Origin of the sequence: Paenibacillus vietnamensis (genome assembly GCF_020169515.1) — a bacterium.
Taxonomy (GTDB): Bacteria; Bacillota; Bacilli; order Paenibacillales; family Paenibacillaceae; genus Pristimantibacillus; species Pristimantibacillus vietnamensis.
The window spans coordinates 1-16,966 of sequence record NZ_JAHMHW010000022.1; the positions used below are offsets into that span (position 1 = coordinate 1).

Here is a 16,966-nt window from a genome sequence, read left to right on the forward strand (position 1 = left end):
GTATTAGGCACGCCGCCAGCGTTCGTCCTGAGCCAGGATCAAACTCTCCATAAAAAGTTTGTGACTCATTTCGTTACTAGCTATTTAACATATCGCTCAATGTTCAGTTTTCAAGGAACAATCATCTTATTTGCTTCCGCCTTTTTTTCAGCGGCGAGAAGTATCATAACATACATCTTTTTAGAAAAGCAACAACTAATTTTAAAAAAATTTTAGCATGTGTATTATCGGGTTTGACCAACGAAATAATCTGCCGTGCGGATCGCCAATGCAACGGTGGTAAGAGTCGGATGGGCGGCACCCGTCGTAGGGTGAACGCTGTTGTCAGCGACATAAAGGCCGGAAATGCCGTGAATTTGACCGTACAGGTTTGTCGCCGAAGGGCAGGATCGGTCCCCATACGGCAAGTACCCGATTCATGATTTTCTCCGCCTGGACGCCTTAAGGTCATATCGGGCCTTCCGTTTTCCTCGAAAAGGGTAACATTCATAGCTGTTGCGACCTGTTTTAAAGCTTCGCCCATCCGGCCGATCAACGCCCAGTCCCTATCACTGTAAGAAAAATGAATTTGCAGCTCGGGTACCCCATACTCATCCTTTCGCACGGGATCGAGGGTGATTCTGTTGTCATACTGGATTCGACTATACCGTTAGCATCGATGCCAACCCTTAAATTTTCTGAGACCGGTATTTCGTTATAATGGTGCAGCCGCAGCGACAAAATCTGTATTAAAAAAGGACGGATTTCCGTACGGGGAACCACTAAATCAAGTATTCCAGGATTCTCCGGCAAATCGTTTCTTGCCAAGATTCCTCCGGCAGACAGCCTGGAATGATTCGCGAGATAATAACCGATCGCGTTACCTTCAATCCCTGAATTCAGCAAGATTCGCGGGGATTCCAGCGTACCTGCGGACAACACGACCGTTTTCGATTTTATGACATACGATTTTTTGTCCGGAGTCATCACCTGAACGCCGACTGCCTTCCCTTTCTCATGAAGCACTTGGACAACCCGCGCTTAAACAGCCAGATCCACCGGCCGCCGGCTCATCGCCATGGCCAGGAAGAGGATGGAACTGAAAAATACGTTGGAATGTATACGGTCAAATCGGGTCGGCTGCGGACCCTGCTGCAAAAAAAGGGGTGACGGTCATGACCTGTTCGGCGATATTGTAGTAGTTTTCCATCTCCTTGTAAGAAACCGGCCACTGCTCAAAATCAATGCGGTCCATGCGTGGAGCGGCAGCCCCCCAGTGCAGCATCTTCCCCCCAAGTACGTGTGATATCGTATATTCTACGGGCACCGGACGGCCCCCTATGGTCGGGAAGGCCTCCAAAATCCGTTTCGAATATTTCGGATCCATCCAGACTCTGTCCACTTCATCAAGATCGGATGTCGGGATATTTAAAATATTAGTAGGCAGCAATAAATCCCCCGCTTCAACGATACCGATCCTTTTTCCGCTGCCTTCCCATTGTTCGCATAACCTCCAGGCTACTGTGCTCCCTCCCCCTCCTGAGCCGATGATCAGCACATCGTAATCCGTCTGCGCCATTTGTTCGATCGGGGTGAGCGGGATCCAAAGCTCCGCGTATCCCTCACGCGGCGGGTTCCAAGGAAAGCGTTCCATAATTTCCTCGGGGGCAGGCTCGTCCGGGATGTTCACTGGTATTCCTGCCAGATTAAAATCCATGTCCGGAATTAGCGGATTCAGAATGGTGATCGCTGACAAATCAACTTTATATTTGACCGCTATCGTCCGAAGGGTATCATGCATACCGGCAACATATATCCTCATCCAGCTTCTCTCCTTCATCCCATAAATAATTTATGGGATTCGTCTCGTTCCGGTCTTATGCCAAATGAAAAAGGGCCGTCTCTCCGGTCGCCTTATGACCTTTTTGAGACAGCCTCCTGAAAAGTTATTTTACGGCTAGTATTGAAGCTGCTTCTTCTGCCTCTTTATAAGCTTTCTGCAACAGCTCGTCTTTATCCAGCATAGAAGTGCCTTGAACCCGAAGGATTTCGTAATCTTCAATACCCAGAAAATTAAACATCGACTTCAAGTATTTATTGGAGTATTCCACTTCGGTATACCAGTCGCCATTGGTGTAGATTGCACCGCTTCCTTGGATCACAAGCATGCTTCGTCCATCTTTAAGAAGGCCGACGGACCCCGTTTTGGTATACTTAAAGGTCTCCCTCGCGATTATTATATTGTCCATGTAATCCTTTAGCTTTGATGGGATATTAAAGTTATGCAGCGGATAAACAATGATATACTTATTTGCGCTTTTGAATTGATACAATACCTCGTTCATGCGTCCTGTCACTTGTTGCTCTTCACTTGTCAGCTCCTGCCCGTTTCTTAATTTTCCCCATGCGCTTAAAACAGTCTGATCTATCATGGGCACAACGTCATCGTATAAATTAATCTGTTCAATGACTTCGTCATGAGAATGCTGCTCTTTATAAATTTTCATGAAATAATGAAAAACATTTAAACTAAACGAAGATGTGGAATCGACCTCCGGATGGGCATTAATGATAAGCAGTTTATTCACTTGACGGTTCCTCCCGTTATTTTTATCTGTACACCAAAGAAGACAATTGAAGGAGCGTATTTGTGACAACAATGGCCGCCCTTCCGCGGAGAAGGACGGCTATGCTTAAAAGAATAGTAATTATGCTTGAGGAACGGAACGGCTGAGCCAGTCCTCGAAATGCGTCGGAGCGATGCGTGGGTTGTAGCCCGGGACAAGGGATTGCTCGTCCAGCTTTGCGCCGAAATAGAGGGCGTTGTCGTCTGTGATGACCTGACGTGTGTCTTGCCGAACACTCAATAATCGACGGGCAAGCTCGTCGAGACGAAACCGGTCCGGACCGGCCAGCTCGACAATGCCGTTCACAGGTACCGCCAAAGTGAAATCGGCTAATGCGGCAGAAACGTCAGCCGCAGCGATGGGCTGAATAGGATCGGATGATAAACGAACGGTTTGCCCTTCGGTAGCGACATAAGCGATACTTTCGATAAATTCAAAAAACTGCGTCGCGCGAACGATGGTATAGGAAACGTCTGACGCCTTGGTCAGTTCTTCCTGAGCCATCTTCGCACGGAAATAACCGCTTTGGAGAAGGCGATCGGTGCCGACGACCGATAGCGCAACGTGATGATTTACTCCGGCTGCCGCTTCAGCAGCTAGAAGGTTTCGGGTGGACGTTTCAAAAAACTCCAAAACTGCCTGATCTTCGAATGAAGGAGAGTTCGCCACGTCTACGACCACTTGAGCGCCGCTAAGCGCATCAGCCAGTCCTTCACCCGTAACGGCATTTACGCCCGCAGAAGGCGATGCCGCCACGACCTCATGGCCAAGCGTACGAAGGTTGCTTACAAGGTTTTTACCAATAAGTCCGGTACCGCCGATAACAACTATTTTCATGTTCATCCTCCTGGTTTTGTTAGCTGAGACCGGCTTTTGTTAATCCAAATGCCGCATCGGACGATCCGGGCACCGTTTTGAATGCGACGTTAATTCGGTTCCAGGCATTGATATCCATGACCGAGAAGGTCAGGTCCGAGATTTCTTTTTCAGACAGCTGCTCGCGAACCCGGTTATATACATCGTCAGAAACGCCATGCTCGGGCAGCCTGGTCAGAATTTCCGTCCATGCCAGTGCCGCACGCTCGCGCGGACTAAACAGAGTAGACTCTCTCCAGATCGAAAGGTGATAGAGACGAAGCTCGCTCTCCCCATGAATTTTCGCTTGCTTGACGTGCATATCCAGACAGAATCCGCACCCGTTCATTTGCGAAGCCTTGATGTGAACCAGATGAAGGATTTTCTCTTCAATTGAGCTTTCCTTCTCGGCATTGCTTAAGCTCATTAACTTTTTGAAAAAATCCGGCGATTGCTGCATGTAATTTATACGTTGCGTCATAACGGTACCTCACTTTTCTGTTGTAGTAATAGCACCTGCAAATCCGTGCCACGAACATATAACGATGCTCCTGTTTATTCCGTGACAAGCTATGATCAATTTTTGTTTGTCACAAAATAAAACCCAATCTTGTCTTGTGATTATAGGATGAGAAATAGGGGTGGAATCATGCAAGAGATGTACAATCAGTACAAAGGACTGTTGTTTAAGCTCGCCTATCAGTTGACCGGATCGGTATCCGACGCTGAGGATGTTGTACAGGACGTGTTTGTAAAGATCTATGACGTCCCCCAGGAGAAGCTGACTGAGCCGAAGGCTTATCTTTGCAAAATGGTCGCGAATCGTTGCAAGGATTTACTCAAGTCAGCCCGAAAGCAGCGTGAGCAATATTATGGTGAATGGCTGCCGGAGCCCTTTCTTAGTTCGGAAGATGACTCCATGGACTCGGTCATTCAAGAAGATCTTTTGTCTTATGCGATGCTCGTGCTGCTTGAAAGGCTATCTCCTGCCGAACGGGCCGTTTTTGTCCTTCATGAGGCGCTTGGCTTTGAGCACCGTGAAATAGCTGAGCTGCTGGAAAAAAGCGAAGTGAATTGCCGGAAGCTGCTCAGCCGAGCAAAAACAAAGATGGGAGTGGCTTCCGAAGAGCTTGTTCGCCCTGAAGCAGCCAACTATGAGTGGGTTTACAGCTTCATGGCGGCACTCAAGCAAGGAAACACAAATCAAATCTTGTCTATGCTTGATCAAGATGTTGTTCTTGTCGCCGATGGAGGAGGCAAAGCTTCCGCCGCCGTCAAGCCGATTGAAACGCGTGAACTCGTTGCGCAGGCTCTTCTTGGCCCGATACGCCAAGCTTCTATGCAAGAAGGAGTCGCGGTTATTGAAATTGGACATATTAATGAACAACCAGGGCTTATTCTTCGTTCAAACGAGGGAATTCATACGGTGGCGATGCTTCATATCAGGAGGAATCACATTCAAAACTTGTTTATTATCCGGAACCCGGATAAGCTGAAGCATGTAGGTTAAGCGGCTATGCTCATCTGCCGAACGATAATAATAGACAACCGCCGGGCGTAAAATCGTACGCACCGGCGGTTATTTTTTTAGAACCAATAATCCCTACCGAGACGGTAGTTGCCCCGATTGATTTTAGAAGCAGATTAAAAATATATTGTCCCAAAATAGTCGGGATTACCAACTACACAAGCAATATAACTTTGAAGCAAATTGCCGATGCAGCCCATTTAAACGTTTTGGAATGTACCCGCGGCTTTAAAAAAAGCATCCATATGACTCCTTACAGCTACTTGGTTCAGTACCGTATTAAAAAAGCTGCGAGCTGTTAGGAGCAACCGAATTTACGATAACCGAATTTGCCCGCAGGGTCGGTTTTAATCATGTCAATCATTTTATTCAGTCATTTAAAAAACACCAGAAAATTACGCCTAAAGACTTCCGAAAGCTTAGAAATGACCCGCTTCTTATGAAAAGTAAAAGAAAAAACAGAGGAAATTGAAAGTTTTTGCGCGCAGGCTGCTTATATACTGGCGAAGAAGAGCGGGCGCTCACTCAAGAATCGGCAAGAAAAGCGTTGGCTCGTATACCCGGAAAGGAGGAAGATCGGACGGATAAGAGGTTTTACGCGGACTGCCTTGTACACGCTTACAGCACTATCCATTTGATATGATGGGAGAAGGCTAATGATGAGAAGAACAAATTTCTTCAAAATGAGCTCGCTTCTGGCTGCGGTCATTGTCGGCTCGATGCTTCTCGCGCTTCATTCGGCTGCCGCCGCAGAATTTCGCTCAAACGTGCCCGGCTATCTGCCGGTAACGGGCAACTGGTCCGAGCAGGCCGGCGAGGGATTAAAAGGCGCCAGCGCCGCAAACGCCAATGCGCTAAGCATGACGAATGCGGCAAGCGAAACGAATTTTACGCTGGAAGCGGATGTGAAGGTCGACGCTTCCACTCCTTACGGCGTAGGCTCGCTCGTGTTTCGGGCGGCGGAGGACGGCAGCAAGGGTTATGCGCTTAGCGTCGATCCGAATTTGGACCGGATCCGGCTGTTCGATCTGGCGACCGGCTCGGACGTCGGAACTCCATACAGCACGGCTCTGAATACAGGAACAGCCTACCATCTGAAGGTGACGGCAGACGGACCTGCGCTCAAGGTCTATTTGGCCGGCACGCTTGCCATATCCGTAAGCGACGCCAAATACGCCGAAGGCAACTACGGTTACAACGTGTATAACGGAACGGCTTATTTCCAAAATGTAAACGCTTACGATATAAATACGAATTTAACCGGCTGGACGGCCTCCTCCGGCACATGGACTTCAACCCCGCTTGGCCTGCGGGCTTCGGCGGCTAGCGGCCAGAGCGGTTCCTTCATGGCCGGCACAAGCGCGGACAGCTTTACGTATGAATCCGACGTGATCATCGAAAGCAGCTATGCCGCCGCCACGCTGCTGTTCCGCTCCAATTCGGCCGGCACACAGGCCTATGGGCTCCAGGTTGACGCGAATTTGGACCGGCTCCGCTTGTTCAAGACGAGCGGCGATGTGACCTTGGCCACCCATAACGTGACGCTCGATACGGGGAAGGTCTACCAGCTCCGGATTAACGCGGAGGGCAGCTCGATCAAGGTATACATCCAGCAGGCGGGAACGCAGGTCTCGACCGGCTACACGCCGGCGATCTCGGTGACGGATGGCAGCTACGCTTCCGGCCAGCTGGGCCTTGCCGTTTACAACGGCAGCGCCGTGTTCCAAAATATCCGGATCGGCGATCTGAACACGAACCTGTACGGCTGGACCGACACGGGCGGAGCCTGGACGCCGCATCTTGGCGGAGTGAAAGCCGTCAGCGCCGGTACGGCCAATACGTTCCGCATGGCGGAGAATGCCTCGTCCGATTTTGTGCTGGAGGGCGATTTGAAGGTCGATGCGGCGACCCCGCTCGGGACGGCGGCTCTCGTCTTCCGGGGTAACGCGGCTGGCACCTCCGGCTACGTGGTGAACATCGACCCGAACCTCGACCAGGTGCGCCTTTTTAACGCCAGCGGAGGCGCCACGATCGCGTCGGCAAGCCGTACGATCGAACCGGGCAAGACATATCATCTGGAGGTGAACGCCGTCGGCTCCAGCATCAAGATATATCTCGATGGCGTCGCCGCACCGGTCATATCGGTGACGAATACAAGCTACGCTAGCGGCAAAATCGGGATGAACGCCTACAACGGCACGGCCTATTTCCAGAACGTATTCGTTACGGAAGCAAGCGAATGGTATAACGAGCCTTATCGTCCGCAATACCATTTCACATCGCCGCGATACGCGGTCGCCGATCCGAACGGGCTTGTCTATTATGATGGGGAATACCATCTGTTCCATCAAGAAGGCGGCAAGTGGGCGCATGCGGTCAGTACGGATCTCACCAACTGGAAAAACCTCCCGATCGCGCTGCCGTGGAACGATATGGGACATGTATGGTCCGGCTCGGCGATCGCCGACGAGGAGGACGTCACCGGACTGTTCGGCGGCGGATCAGGGCTGCTCGCCTACTACACCTCGTTTAATCCGGATAAAACGAAGGGCAATCAAAAGATCGGGCTCGCCTACAGCACGGACAAGGGCCGCACATGGTCGTTCTACGGCAGCAGCGCCATTATTGAAAACCCGGGCGGCGTAAACGGCAGCTGGGATTTCCGCGACCCGAAAGTCGTGTGGAATGAAGACCATTCCAAGTGGGTCATGGTCGTCTCCGGCGCCGATCACGTACAGTTCTATACGTCGACGAACCTGCTTGACTGGACGTATGCCAGCTCATTCGGCTACGGCGATTACCTGCACGGCGGAATTTGGGAATGCCCGGATTTCTTCCAGCTCCCAGTGGACGGCAATCCGGCGAACAAAAAGTGGGTGCTGACGGTCAGCACCGGAGGGGTCCGGGAGACGGACGGCTCGTCTTCGGAATATTTTGTCGGCAGCTTTAACGGAACGACGTTCACCAGCGACAATCCCGCTTCAACGGTGCTTCGCAGCGAGCGGGGCAAGGATATGTACGCCGCCATGTCGTTCGCGGACATCCCCGCTGCGGACGGACGGCGCATTCAGCTCGGGTGGATGACGAACTGGGACTATCCGTTCAGCTATCCTACCCGCCCGTGGAAAGGGCAACTGTCCATTCCGCGAGCCCTGACGCTTAAGAGCTTTGCAGGCGAAGGCATCCGGCTCGTGCAAACGCCGGTATCCGAGCTGCAGTCGCTGCGCGGAACGGCCGCTTCCTTCAGCAATACGACCGTCACTCCTTCGACGCCGAATCTATTGGCGAATTTCTCAGGCACCGCCTATGAAATCGTCGGCGAATTCGAGCTTCCGGCGACCGGCGTTTCTGCGGAATTCGGCTTCCGCCTTCGCGAGCTGGGAGATCAGAAGACCTATGTCGGCTACAAGCCGGGACTGAACCAAATGTTCGTTAATCGGACCGATGCCGGAAAGGACGATTTTACGACCTACTTTTCCGGGTGGCAGGATGCAACGGTTGCGCCGGTGAACAACCGGATCAAGCTGCATATTTTCGTCGACCAATCCTCGGTCGAGGTGTTCGGGAACGACGGCAAGGTCGTCTTCTCCGATGTGATTTTGCCGGGCGACGCAAGAGACGGGCTCACCTTCTATACAAACGGCGGCAATGTGAAGATTGTCTCGTTGAATGTGTACCCGCTTGCCAATACTTGGCGGAACGAACCGTCCTCCGGGACGGCTCCGCAGAAGGTGGTCATGGACCGTACGCGCATCGATTTGGCGCCGGGAGCAAGCGAGCAGCTGTACGTCAACGTTTTGCCGCAAACCGCAACCAACAAAAACGTCACATGGAGCTCCAGCAACACTGCGATTGCAACGGTGTCGGCAGTGGATTCCCGGAGCGCCAACGTGACGGGCGTCGCACGCGGCCGGGCGGTCATTACGGCTGTGACGCAGTCCGGCGGCATCATCGGCCAAACCGTCGTTGAGGTTGGAGGCGCTTTCAACACGAACCTGACCGGCTTGGCGGAGCCGGATAACGGGCGCTGGTACAGCTCTGCGGACGGCATTGCCGGCACATTCGATCAAGATACGAACTATATTTCTACGGTCTCGGCGGACAACTTCACGTATGAAGCGGATATTCGCATCGACGCCTCGGGAGGCGCAGGCTCCCTGCTCTTCCGCTCCAATTCGGACGGGTCTAGCGGGTATTACCTCAACGTAGATCCGAATTTCCGCATGATCCGCCTGTTCTACAAGCTGAACGGCAGCTTCAGCCCGAGCCAGATGCTGGCCAGCGCTCCTGCCTTTATTCAGCCGGGCAGAACGTATCATGTCAAAATTGTCGCCAGCGGCACGAATATAAAGGTTTACTTCGATCAAGCAGCGACGCCTGCTATCGACGTAAACGACAGCGCGTTCTCCAGCGGTTATTTCGGGCTAAACGCGTTCGGAGGCATCGTCCATTATCAGAATGTATACTGGTGGGCGGAGCTGACGAACGGCGCCGTCTACCGGCTGACCAACACCGGCAGCGGCAAGGCGCTTGACGCGGCCGGCACCTCCGACGGGTCCAACGTTCAAATTTGGTCCTGGCTTGCAAACAATAACCAGAAATGGACGTTAACGGACAATACGGACGGCACCTACACGCTCACCTCGGCAGCCAGCGGCAAGGCGCTTGACGCGGCGGGTACCGGTGACGGCGCGAACGTCCAGGTGTGGCAAAGCCTCGGCAATGCCAATCAGAAGTGGATCATCTCGCCGAACAGCGACGGTACCTTTGAGCTGAAAGCATCAAACAGCGGCAAAGCGCTCGATGTCGCAAGCGGCGGAACCGCCGACGGCACGAACGTGCAAATCTACTCGGGCAACGGATCACCCGCTCAGAAGTGGCAGCTAGTTAAGCTGTAATTGATAAGGGGCAGGCGTCAACATGACGTCTGCCCCTCGCTGCTTGTCTAAGTAAACATCGGACAAAGCACCTTTGATGCAATCCCTGTGCTAACCGGCCAGCTCCATCAGCCTCGTAAAATAATTCAGACCGGCAGCATCAATCTTCTCTCTTCCATAAGCATCCAAAAAGATGTCCTTGTATTTATCAGTCTTCAAGTTATACCGAAGCGTCCATAACCCCCAATAAAGGTCGTTATGCCTGTCTCCTACCCCGCCGTCTCCTAAATCGATAAAGCCCTTGAACGCAAAATGGTCCATAATAATGTTAGGCAAACAGTAATCGCCATGAATAATCACATTATCGACCGGGGAATACGCGATTTCATGTACGGCACTCAGGTCGATCCCTTTGTTAATTGCATCATTCAGCAGCTCCGTCGTCCTGTTGCGGTACGGGCAGCCCTCGACGGGAAGGGAGTGCAGCATTTTTAAATATTGGCCGAATACGGCTGCCAGCTTTTCAGGATTTTCAAGATGCAGCTGCTCCGCGCCGTCATCGCCGCTTACTACCTCCGTTAATAAATAATCGTAAGCCGAATCCGATTCATAGGCAATCGCTTTCGGCGCTGCTTGGAAGCTGTGCAGAAAATCCGTCATTTTATATTCCCGTTCAAGCGTGCCTTTGGGGCTTATTTTTAAGAAAGCGCTTTGCGCACCCTTCACAAAAAGGGTCCTAGCCGTTTCTGAACAACTGCTGTCGTAAATCGCGGCGCTCTGCATATATCGTGCGATTGCCGGCGGTGAGGTTCCGATATCAAACGAGACTTCCGTTTTTTTCATATTTCCCCTCCTATGTGTGCGGTAAATAGGCGGCTGAGGCAGATAAGTGCCGAGCTCCTATTCGGAATACTAGAATACTATTTTAGTAGACTTTATTTCATAGGGGTGATCGCATTGGGGTTCCGAATTTCCATCCGCACACAATTTACGTTTATTGCACCGGACCGTACGCTTCATTGTATTTTAAGCAGCATTGCCGAAAAGGGAGTAAACATTAATGGATTTGATCTGTCCAAAAAAACCAAACGCTGTTATCTGGTCAGACTCGTACTTGGTTCTGTTGAGGCAGAAAGCGCAAACGATCTTCGGATCTTAAGAAAGGTGCTGCGATCCTATTGCGTCAGGTTCATAGAGAAAAAGGTCATTCAAGTACATGGAATCGCACCAGGCGTTCCTGGCGGACTGGGCGCTCTATTCGGAGCCCTAAGCTGCAAGGTAAGAGTCATAGCCATATACACCGGAGAAAACAATAGGATATTTGTAGATGTGTCCGATTTGAAAAAAGCGGCTCGGATTTTATCGCAAAAAAATGTTCCTCAATTCCGAAAAAAATGCCATCTGTAACTATTATAAGCATATAAGATAGGAACCGCCAATTGGGCTAACGTAACGAACCCAGTCATCGTTATCGGTCATCAATCGGAATATTTTAATTTCCAGCGAACTCAGGTGACGTTATTGCTCGAAAATCGGGGCTATTCCGCCGCTGTTCACCCCAATAACGATAGCAGAGTTCGTTAGGCTTGGAATGCGGCTCAAATCACCCGAATAAAGCCTGTGAGGTTCGTTAGCCTCCCTACAAACAAAAACGGCAGCCGAGGGCACGCAATGCATGCATGCTCCCGGCTGCCGTTCATTTTAAACCATAATTTTGCAAACGTCGTTCGTAAACTCCACCGGATCCTGCAGCGGCAGGCCTTCGATCAGAAGCGCCTGGCTGTACAGCAGGTTCGTGTACAGGCTCAGCTTCTCCTTGTCTCCGGCATGGGCCGCTTTGAGCGATTGGAACACGTCGTGGTTAACGTTGATTTCCAGCACCTTGTCGGCCTTCACGTCCCCGGCGTTCGGCATCGCCTTCAGAATCTTCTCCATCTCGATCGTCAGCTCGCCTTCAGCGGACAAGCAGACCGGATGGCTCTTCAGCCGCTTCGACGCTTTGACGCTCTTGACCTTGCCGCCAAGAATCGCCTGCATTTGCTCGAAGAGTTCCTTGTTGTCGTTCTCCTCCGCCTCGGACGGCTTCTCGCTCTCGTCGGGTTCGATGCCGATGTCGCCGCTCGATACGTTTTTGAATTCTTTTTCCTTGTATTTGCCGATCATTTTGATCGCGAACTCGTCGATATCGTCGGTGAAGAACAAAATTTCATAACCCTTGTCGGATACCAGCTCGGTTTGCGGAAGCTTCTCCAGACGCTCCACGGATTCGCCGGACGCGTAGTAGATAAACTTCTGATCCTCCGGCATTCTCGAGACGTACTCGTCCAGCGAGACCAGCTTCTTCTCTTTAGAGGAGTAGAACAGAAGCAAATCCTGCAGATCCTCTTTGTTCATGCCGTAGTCGTTATAGACGCCGAACTTCAGCTGTCTGCCGAACGATTTGTAGAAGCTCTCGTATTTGTCTCTTTCGTCCTTAATCAGGCTCTGCAGCTGGCCTTTGATTTTGTTCTTGATGTTCTTGGCGATCAGCTTCAGCTGGCGGTCATGCTGCAGCAGCTCGCGGGAAATGTTCAAGGACAAATCCTCGGAGTCGACCATGCCCTTCACGAAGCTGAAATAGTCCGGAAGCAGGTCGGCGCATTTGTCCATAATCAGGACGCCATTGGAATACAGCTCAAGCCCCTTCTCGTATTCCTTCGTGTAATAGTCGAAAGGCGTATTTTCCGGGATGAACAAAATCGCGTTGTAGACGACGGCGCCGTCGGCGCTGATGTGCACATGCTTGATCGGCTTGTCGAAGCCATAGCGCTTCTCGAAATAAAACTGCTCATAATCCTCGTCCTTGAGCTCGTTTTTGTTCCGGCGCCAGATCGGCACCATGCTGTTGACGGTCTGCTCTTCCGTGTAGCTTTCCAGCTCCTTGTCGTCGCCTTCCTTCGGGCGCTGGCCGGAGACGTCCATCTTGATCGGGTAACGGATAAAATCGGAATATTTCTTAATGATGGACCTTAAGCGGTATTCCTCCAAAAACTCGTCATACTGCTCGTCCTCGGTATTTTGCTTGATTTTCAGCACGATTTCGGTGCCGACCGACTCTTTCTCCCCAGGCTCGATCGTATAGCCTTCCGCCCCGTTTGATACCCATTTGTACGCTTGGCTGCTGCCGAGCGCTTTCGTCGTCACGATTACCTCATCGGCTACCATGAAAGCGGAATAAAAGCCTACACCAAACTGGCCGATAATGTTATGGCCGTCCTTCAGCTCATTTTCCTTCTTGAACGCAAACGAGCCGCTCTTCGCGATAACGCCCAGATTGTTCTCCAGCTCTTCCTCGGTCATGCCGATGCCGGTATCCGAGATCGTCAGCGTTCTGCCAGCCTTATCGGCCGTTACTTTAATATAGTAATCCTCTTTGTTGAAAACGAGCGAATCGTCGGTTAACGCTTTATAATAGATTTTGTCGATGGCGTCGCTTGCGTTGGAGATCAGCTCTCTTAAAAAAATCTCCTTCTGCGTGTAAATGGAGTTAATCATCATCTCCAGCAATCGCTTTGATTCTGCCTGGAACTGCTTTTGAACCACGGTTAAGACTCCCTTCGATTATAAAATCAGCCGTTTTGCCGGTTAGCACTCGAACCAGATGAGTGCTAACCCTTCTTTTTATATATCATATCTTAAATTTCCATGTCAATAAGTTGCGCGCAGGCGGAAAAGGGCAGGGGAGCGCCAGTCTTTCCCCTAAGCCCGAAAATTAGCTTACTGAACGTCTGCTTCTGCTTACTCACCCGCCAGAGGGAACTCACCGATCACCTCGTACATCGGCGATTGATGCATATGCGTGCGCATAAGTACAAAGCGGTCTGCCACCCAGCCCGCGCCGGACGGCGCAGCCAATTCCCCGAAGCCGCCTTCGGGCGACCCGCCGGCAAAACCTCTCGCCAAAGTAATATGCGGCGCATAGGGCCTGCTCTCCGCCTCGAACCCCAGCGGTGCGGTCGCTTCGGTTACCGCCTTGTGAAGCGCCGTCAACCGTTCCAGATCGCCGGTCACCGAAGCCCACAGCACGCGGGGCGCGGACGGCTGGCCGAAGGTGCCGATCCCGCCGAGCTCCAATCGGATCGGACCCGTCTGCACCGTGCGAAGAGCACCCGCCAGCTCCTCCGCGCGGCTCACCGGCACATCGCCGAGAAACTGCAGCGTAAGGTGGTAATCACGCGGGTGCGTCCATTTGCGGAAGGACAACCTCTTCTTCTGCTCCCGGGTCCAGCACTCCAGCTCGTCCGCGACAGGCGGCGGCGCAGGCAAGGCAACGAACAAACGCATCGCGGCTTCGTCTGATTTCGTCATTTGCTCCTTAAACCTCCTCTATAGGCTAGTTGATCGAACTAGATCCATTATGGATGAATTTGCGGCAAAACATTCCCGCCCTATCGAAAATCCTGCCACTACTATTATAATCCGCACGGCTCTGCTGCAGTAAGTGCATTGGAATCAAGCAATAACCAGCCAGCTTGCCGCTCCGCTGCAGTTTCTGCAGCAGATTCCTCCAAAATCGCCAAATCAAGCTCTGTGAGGGCAATTCTGCTGCAAAAGTGCAGGCCAGCTCCAAAAAGCCGACTCCATGTTAGGTTTCTGCTGCAGTAAGTGCATTGGTATCAAGTGCCGTCGTAAAAATAGATTTCCAGCCCGTTACCAATCCGGACTCTAGCGAATAGCTTGTATAAGAGAGTTCATGGAGGTGGTAGAGAATGCTATAGCTCAACGGAATCGTAGGCGGAACCAAAGCCGTAAGGGTCGCTCCGCGCCAAAACTTTCTGTTGCAGCAAATTGTCCTGACCGTCAAAGGCGGGCAAAAGCTGACGTTAAGGAGCGTTATTTTCTTGTTCAACAATGAGGCGTTTGCTATCAAAATCGAGGCGAATCCGTCGCCCGGCGTCTTCATCGCCAAAGGCGGCTTCGGCGATCTGAAGCCGAACAAAGTGCTCTTCCACAACAAAAGCAGCGAAGATGTCATCATTTTCCTGACGGTAAGCGCCGTAAATACGGCGAAAAACACCCGCTTCTTAAGCCGCTCCGACAGCTGGCATCTCGGCATCACCCGCTGCTCGAAATAAGCATTCCCGTTACGTGTACCGTCAAGTCTCCACACGAAAGGGGCTTGCGCCAGGTCCATTCAGACCTTTGGCGAAGCCCCTACCTCATGTTTGTCCACTCCCTGACCGTTATGGCATACCCCGTAAACGGCCGCGACAACGCTTACATCGTATATCAAAACTCATTCTTCCGAGAATAAACAACAGCAAAAACACCCCATGAACCCAGACGCCGAATCAGCCTCAAAAGCTGATTCGACGCCTGTGCCGGAGGGTGTCCGTTTTGTTTCCTATGCCTAGCTGTAAGTACCCGCAAAGGGTTCGAGCCTCAAGCTTGCGCCGTCCGGAAAGCCTCGTTGTAGCAGCGCCTGCAGACGGGCTTATAATCCTCGTTGCCGCCGATCTGAATCTGAGCGCCTTCATTCATCGGCTGTCCGTCGCGAAAGCGGATGACCATCGTCGCTTTCCGGTCGCAGTACCAGCAGATCGTTTTAATTTCCTCGATTTTGTCCGCCTGGACGAGCAAATTGTAGCTCCCCTCAAACAGCCGATTTTGGAAATCATTCTTCAGGCCGAAAGCCATGACCGGTATATTCAGCTCATCCACGATTCTGGTAAGACCGATGATCTGATGTTTCTTCAAAAACTGCGCTTCGTCGACGAGGACGCAATAAATGTTGTCGTGGGCCGAGGCCTCGATCTGCGATTTCACGTTTTCGAACAGGTCCGTATCCTCATGGACGGGAATTGCCGCCCGCTCGAACCCTACTCTGGAGCCGACCCGGTCCTCGCCGCCCCTCGCGCCGACGGATGGCGAATAAATCAAGACCGGCTTGCCCTGCTCCTCGTAGTTATGTGCCACTTTAATAATTTCGAACGATTTGCCGCTGTTCATCGTTCCATATTTGTAATAAAGCTGAGCCAATCCCATCTCCTCCAGAAACAGTTCAATACACCTATTATACAGGAAGAGACATCGTTATCGACACCGGGACTCGCCTTTGAAACAATCCGATTAATGCGCCGTTTCCGCTACGCCCTCGTTGTCTTTTTCTTTGTCGCTCGACAAGAAGTAGCCGACAACCGCAATCAGTACGAGGACGATATAGAACGTCAGCTTCCAGGCCGTCGAGTGTGCGAAATCATGCGGGATCAAGCCTACCGCTTCATGAGACAGCGTGTACACGGCGAGCTTTACGCCTACCCAGCCGACGATAACGAATGCCGCCGTTTCAAGACCGGGCTTGCGGTGCAGCAGCTTGACAAACAAGGTAGCCGCGAAACGCATAATGACAAGTCCGATAAAGCCGCCAAGGAAAATGACGATAAAGTGTCCGCCGTCCATTCCGCCGATGTTCGGCAGATTCGTCGTCGGGAGTGCGACCGCCAGCGCAACCGCCGCGAGAATCGAATCGACCGCGAATGCGATGTCCGCCACTTCGACCTTCAGTACCGTCAGCCAGAAGCCGCTCGATTTTCCTGCTTTCTTCTCTTCCCCTGCGGATTCTTCCTCCGCTTTCTTCACGATAAACTTTCTGAAAATGTGGTTTAAGGCAATAAACAAAAGATACAGTGCGCCGATCGCTTGCACCTGCCATACGTCCACCAGGAACGAGATGACGAATAAGGAACCGAAACGGAAGACGAATGCTCCCGCCAAGCCGTAGAACAGCGCTTTTTTACGCTGTTCGTCAGGCAAATGCTTAACCATGATCGCGAGTACGAGCGCGTTATCCGCCGCCAGCAGGCCTTCAAGGGCTACCAAGACAAGCAGTACCCAGCCGTACTCCAACAATAATGCTAAATCCATTGTTTTTCCTCCTTGTTTGTGTTCGGTTGTTACCCAAGCGCCGCGCCGTCCATCGGAGCAAAAGCCCAAAAAAAGAGACCTTTGCCTTGGATAGGCAAAGGTCTCGCTAACAACGCATTCACGTTGCCAATAAAGCCGGAGAAGGTCAGTTCTCGTATTGACGACTTTATTGTGGCAGCTACTCCCCTTTGGAGCTT

15 protein-coding genes and 2 pseudogenes are annotated in these 16,966 nt (G+C 51.7%); 6 read left to right on the forward strand and 11 right to left on the reverse strand.

What is annotated here, in order from left to right; genetic code table 11:
• Positions 1-216: hypothetical protein (locus tag KP806_RS24370; RefSeq protein WP_224726363.1), on the forward strand; the 216-nt coding region annotated here is incomplete at its 5' end.
• Positions 217-224: 8 nt separating this feature from the next.
• On the opposite strand, the pseudogene KP806_RS28040 reads toward KP806_RS24370, so the two are convergent.
• The 6 genes and pseudogenes from KP806_RS28040 to KP806_RS24400 form a co-directional block, all read right to left on the reverse strand.
• Positions 225-637: pseudogene (locus KP806_RS28040) on the reverse strand (GMC family oxidoreductase).
• Entirely contained in the window at positions 532-966 is a 435-nt protein-coding gene (locus KP806_RS24380) for a GMC family oxidoreductase N-terminal domain-containing protein (RefSeq protein ID WP_263575868.1), read from the reverse strand. Before KP806_RS24380 ends, KP806_RS28040 begins: the two are co-directional and overlap by 106 nt.
• 139 nt (positions 967-1,105) lie before the next feature.
• On the reverse strand, positions 1,106-1,801 hold the full coding sequence (locus KP806_RS24385) for a hypothetical protein (protein ID WP_224726431.1): 696 nt from the start codon (positions 1,799-1,801) through the stop codon (positions 1,106-1,108).
• A gap of 124 nt (positions 1,802-1,925) precedes the next feature.
• Positions 1,926-2,567, reverse strand: a complete 642-nt coding sequence (locus KP806_RS24390; protein ID WP_224726365.1) for an FMN-dependent NADH-azoreductase — start codon at positions 2,565-2,567, stop codon at positions 1,926-1,928.
• A gap of 120 nt (positions 2,568-2,687) precedes the next feature.
• Entirely contained in the window at positions 2,688-3,443 is a 756-nt protein-coding gene (locus tag KP806_RS24395; protein ID WP_224726366.1) for an SDR family oxidoreductase, read from the reverse strand.
• A gap of 19 nt (positions 3,444-3,462) precedes the next feature.
• Positions 3,463-3,942, reverse strand: a complete 480-nt coding sequence (locus KP806_RS24400; protein ID WP_224726367.1) for a carboxymuconolactone decarboxylase family protein — start codon at positions 3,940-3,942, stop codon at positions 3,463-3,465.
• 168 nt (positions 3,943-4,110) lie between these two features.
• On the opposite strand from KP806_RS24400, the gene sigJ reads away from it, so the two are divergent.
• The 3 genes and pseudogenes from sigJ (at position 4,111) to KP806_RS24415 (ending at position 9,887) form a co-directional block, all read left to right on the forward strand.
• The gene (sigJ, locus tag KP806_RS24405; protein ID WP_224726368.1) at positions 4,111-4,971 is read left to right on the forward strand and encodes an RNA polymerase sigma factor SigJ; all 861 of its coding nucleotides are present in this window, start codon (positions 4,111-4,113) and stop codon (positions 4,969-4,971) included.
• A gap of 170 nt (positions 4,972-5,141) precedes the next feature.
• Positions 5,142-5,461 (forward strand): annotated as a pseudogene (locus KP806_RS24410) (helix-turn-helix transcriptional regulator); the annotation flags it as partial.
• A 187-nt stretch (positions 5,462-5,648) separates the two neighbouring features.
• Positions 5,649-9,887, forward strand: coding sequence for a GH32 C-terminal domain-containing protein (locus KP806_RS24415; RefSeq protein ID WP_224726369.1), 4,239 nt, complete (start codon positions 5,649-5,651; stop codon positions 9,885-9,887).
• Between the two features lie 90 nt (positions 9,888-9,977).
• Here KP806_RS24415 and KP806_RS24420 read toward each other — a convergent pair whose 3' ends face one another.
• Complete coding sequence (locus tag KP806_RS24420) at positions 9,978-10,709, reverse strand: aminoglycoside 3'-phosphotransferase (RefSeq protein ID WP_224726370.1); 732 nt, start codon at positions 10,707-10,709, stop codon at positions 9,978-9,980.
• 114 nt (positions 10,710-10,823) lie between these two features.
• Between KP806_RS24420 and KP806_RS24425 the strand changes: the two genes are divergently transcribed.
• Positions 10,824-11,273 carry a hypothetical protein gene (locus tag KP806_RS24425; RefSeq protein WP_224726371.1) on the forward strand — a complete coding sequence of 150 codons (450 nt, stop codon included), beginning with the start codon at positions 10,824-10,826 and terminating at the stop codon, positions 11,271-11,273.
• A 294-nt stretch (positions 11,274-11,567) separates the two neighbouring features.
• On the opposite strand, the gene htpG is transcribed toward KP806_RS24425, so the two are convergent.
• The gene (gene htpG / locus KP806_RS24430) at positions 11,568-13,448 is read right to left on the reverse strand and encodes a molecular chaperone HtpG (protein WP_224726372.1); all 1,881 of its coding nucleotides are present in this window, start codon (positions 13,446-13,448) and stop codon (positions 11,568-11,570) included.
• Positions 13,449-13,643: 195 nt separating this feature from the next.
• Positions 13,644-14,213, reverse strand: coding sequence for an RNA 2',3'-cyclic phosphodiesterase (gene thpR / locus KP806_RS24435; RefSeq protein ID WP_224726373.1), 570 nt, complete (start codon positions 14,211-14,213; stop codon positions 13,644-13,646).
• Positions 14,214-14,746: 533 nt separating this feature from the next.
• Here thpR and KP806_RS24440 point away from each other — a divergent pair.
• Complete coding sequence (locus KP806_RS24440; protein ID WP_224726374.1) at positions 14,747-14,980, forward strand: hypothetical protein; 234 nt, start codon at positions 14,747-14,749, stop codon at positions 14,978-14,980.
• Between the two features lie 307 nt (positions 14,981-15,287).
• Here the strand turns inward: KP806_RS24440 and KP806_RS24445 are convergent, their stop codons facing one another.
• Positions 15,288-15,884 (reverse strand): thymidine kinase, encoded by a 597-nt coding sequence (locus tag KP806_RS24445; RefSeq protein WP_224726375.1) that lies wholly within the window; start codon positions 15,882-15,884, stop codon positions 15,288-15,290.
• Positions 15,885-15,974: 90 nt separating this feature from the next.
• A complete protein-coding gene (locus tag KP806_RS24450) occupies positions 15,975-16,769 on the reverse strand; it encodes a TerC family protein (protein WP_224726376.1) in 795 nt (264 codons plus the stop codon).
• Positions 16,770-16,966: the final 197 nt, after the last annotated feature.

Bases quoted from the DNA above. Each gene is read 5' to 3' on its own strand.
- KP806_RS24450 (WP_224726376.1), bottom strand. From the start codon at position 16,769: ATGGATTTAGCATTATTGTTGGAGTACGGCTGGGTACTGCTTGTCTTG.
- thpR (WP_224726373.1), bottom strand. From the start codon at position 14,213: ATGACGAAATCAGACGAAGCCGCGATGCGTTTGTTCGTTGCCTTGCCT.
- KP806_RS24420 (WP_224726370.1), bottom strand. From the start codon at position 10,709: ATGAAAAAAACGGAAGTCTCGTTTGATATCGGAACCTCACCGCCGGCA.
- KP806_RS24400 (WP_224726367.1), bottom strand. From the start codon at position 3,942: ATGACGCAACGTATAAATTACATGCAGCAATCGCCGGATTTTTTCAAA.
- KP806_RS24380 (WP_263575868.1), bottom strand. From the start codon at position 966: ATGACTCCGGACAAAAAATCGTATGTCATAAAATCGAAAACGGTCGTG.
- KP806_RS24385 (WP_224726431.1), bottom strand. From the start codon at position 1,801: ATGAGGATATATGTTGCCGGTATGCATGATACCCTTCGGACGATAGCG.
- KP806_RS24395 (WP_224726366.1), bottom strand. From the start codon at position 3,443: ATGAAAATAGTTGTTATCGGCGGTACCGGACTTATTGGTAAAAACCTT.
- KP806_RS24415 (WP_224726369.1), top strand. From the start codon at position 5,649: ATGAGAAGAACAAATTTCTTCAAAATGAGCTCGCTTCTGGCTGCGGTC.
- sigJ (WP_224726368.1), top strand. From the start codon at position 4,111: ATGCAAGAGATGTACAATCAGTACAAAGGACTGTTGTTTAAGCTCGCC.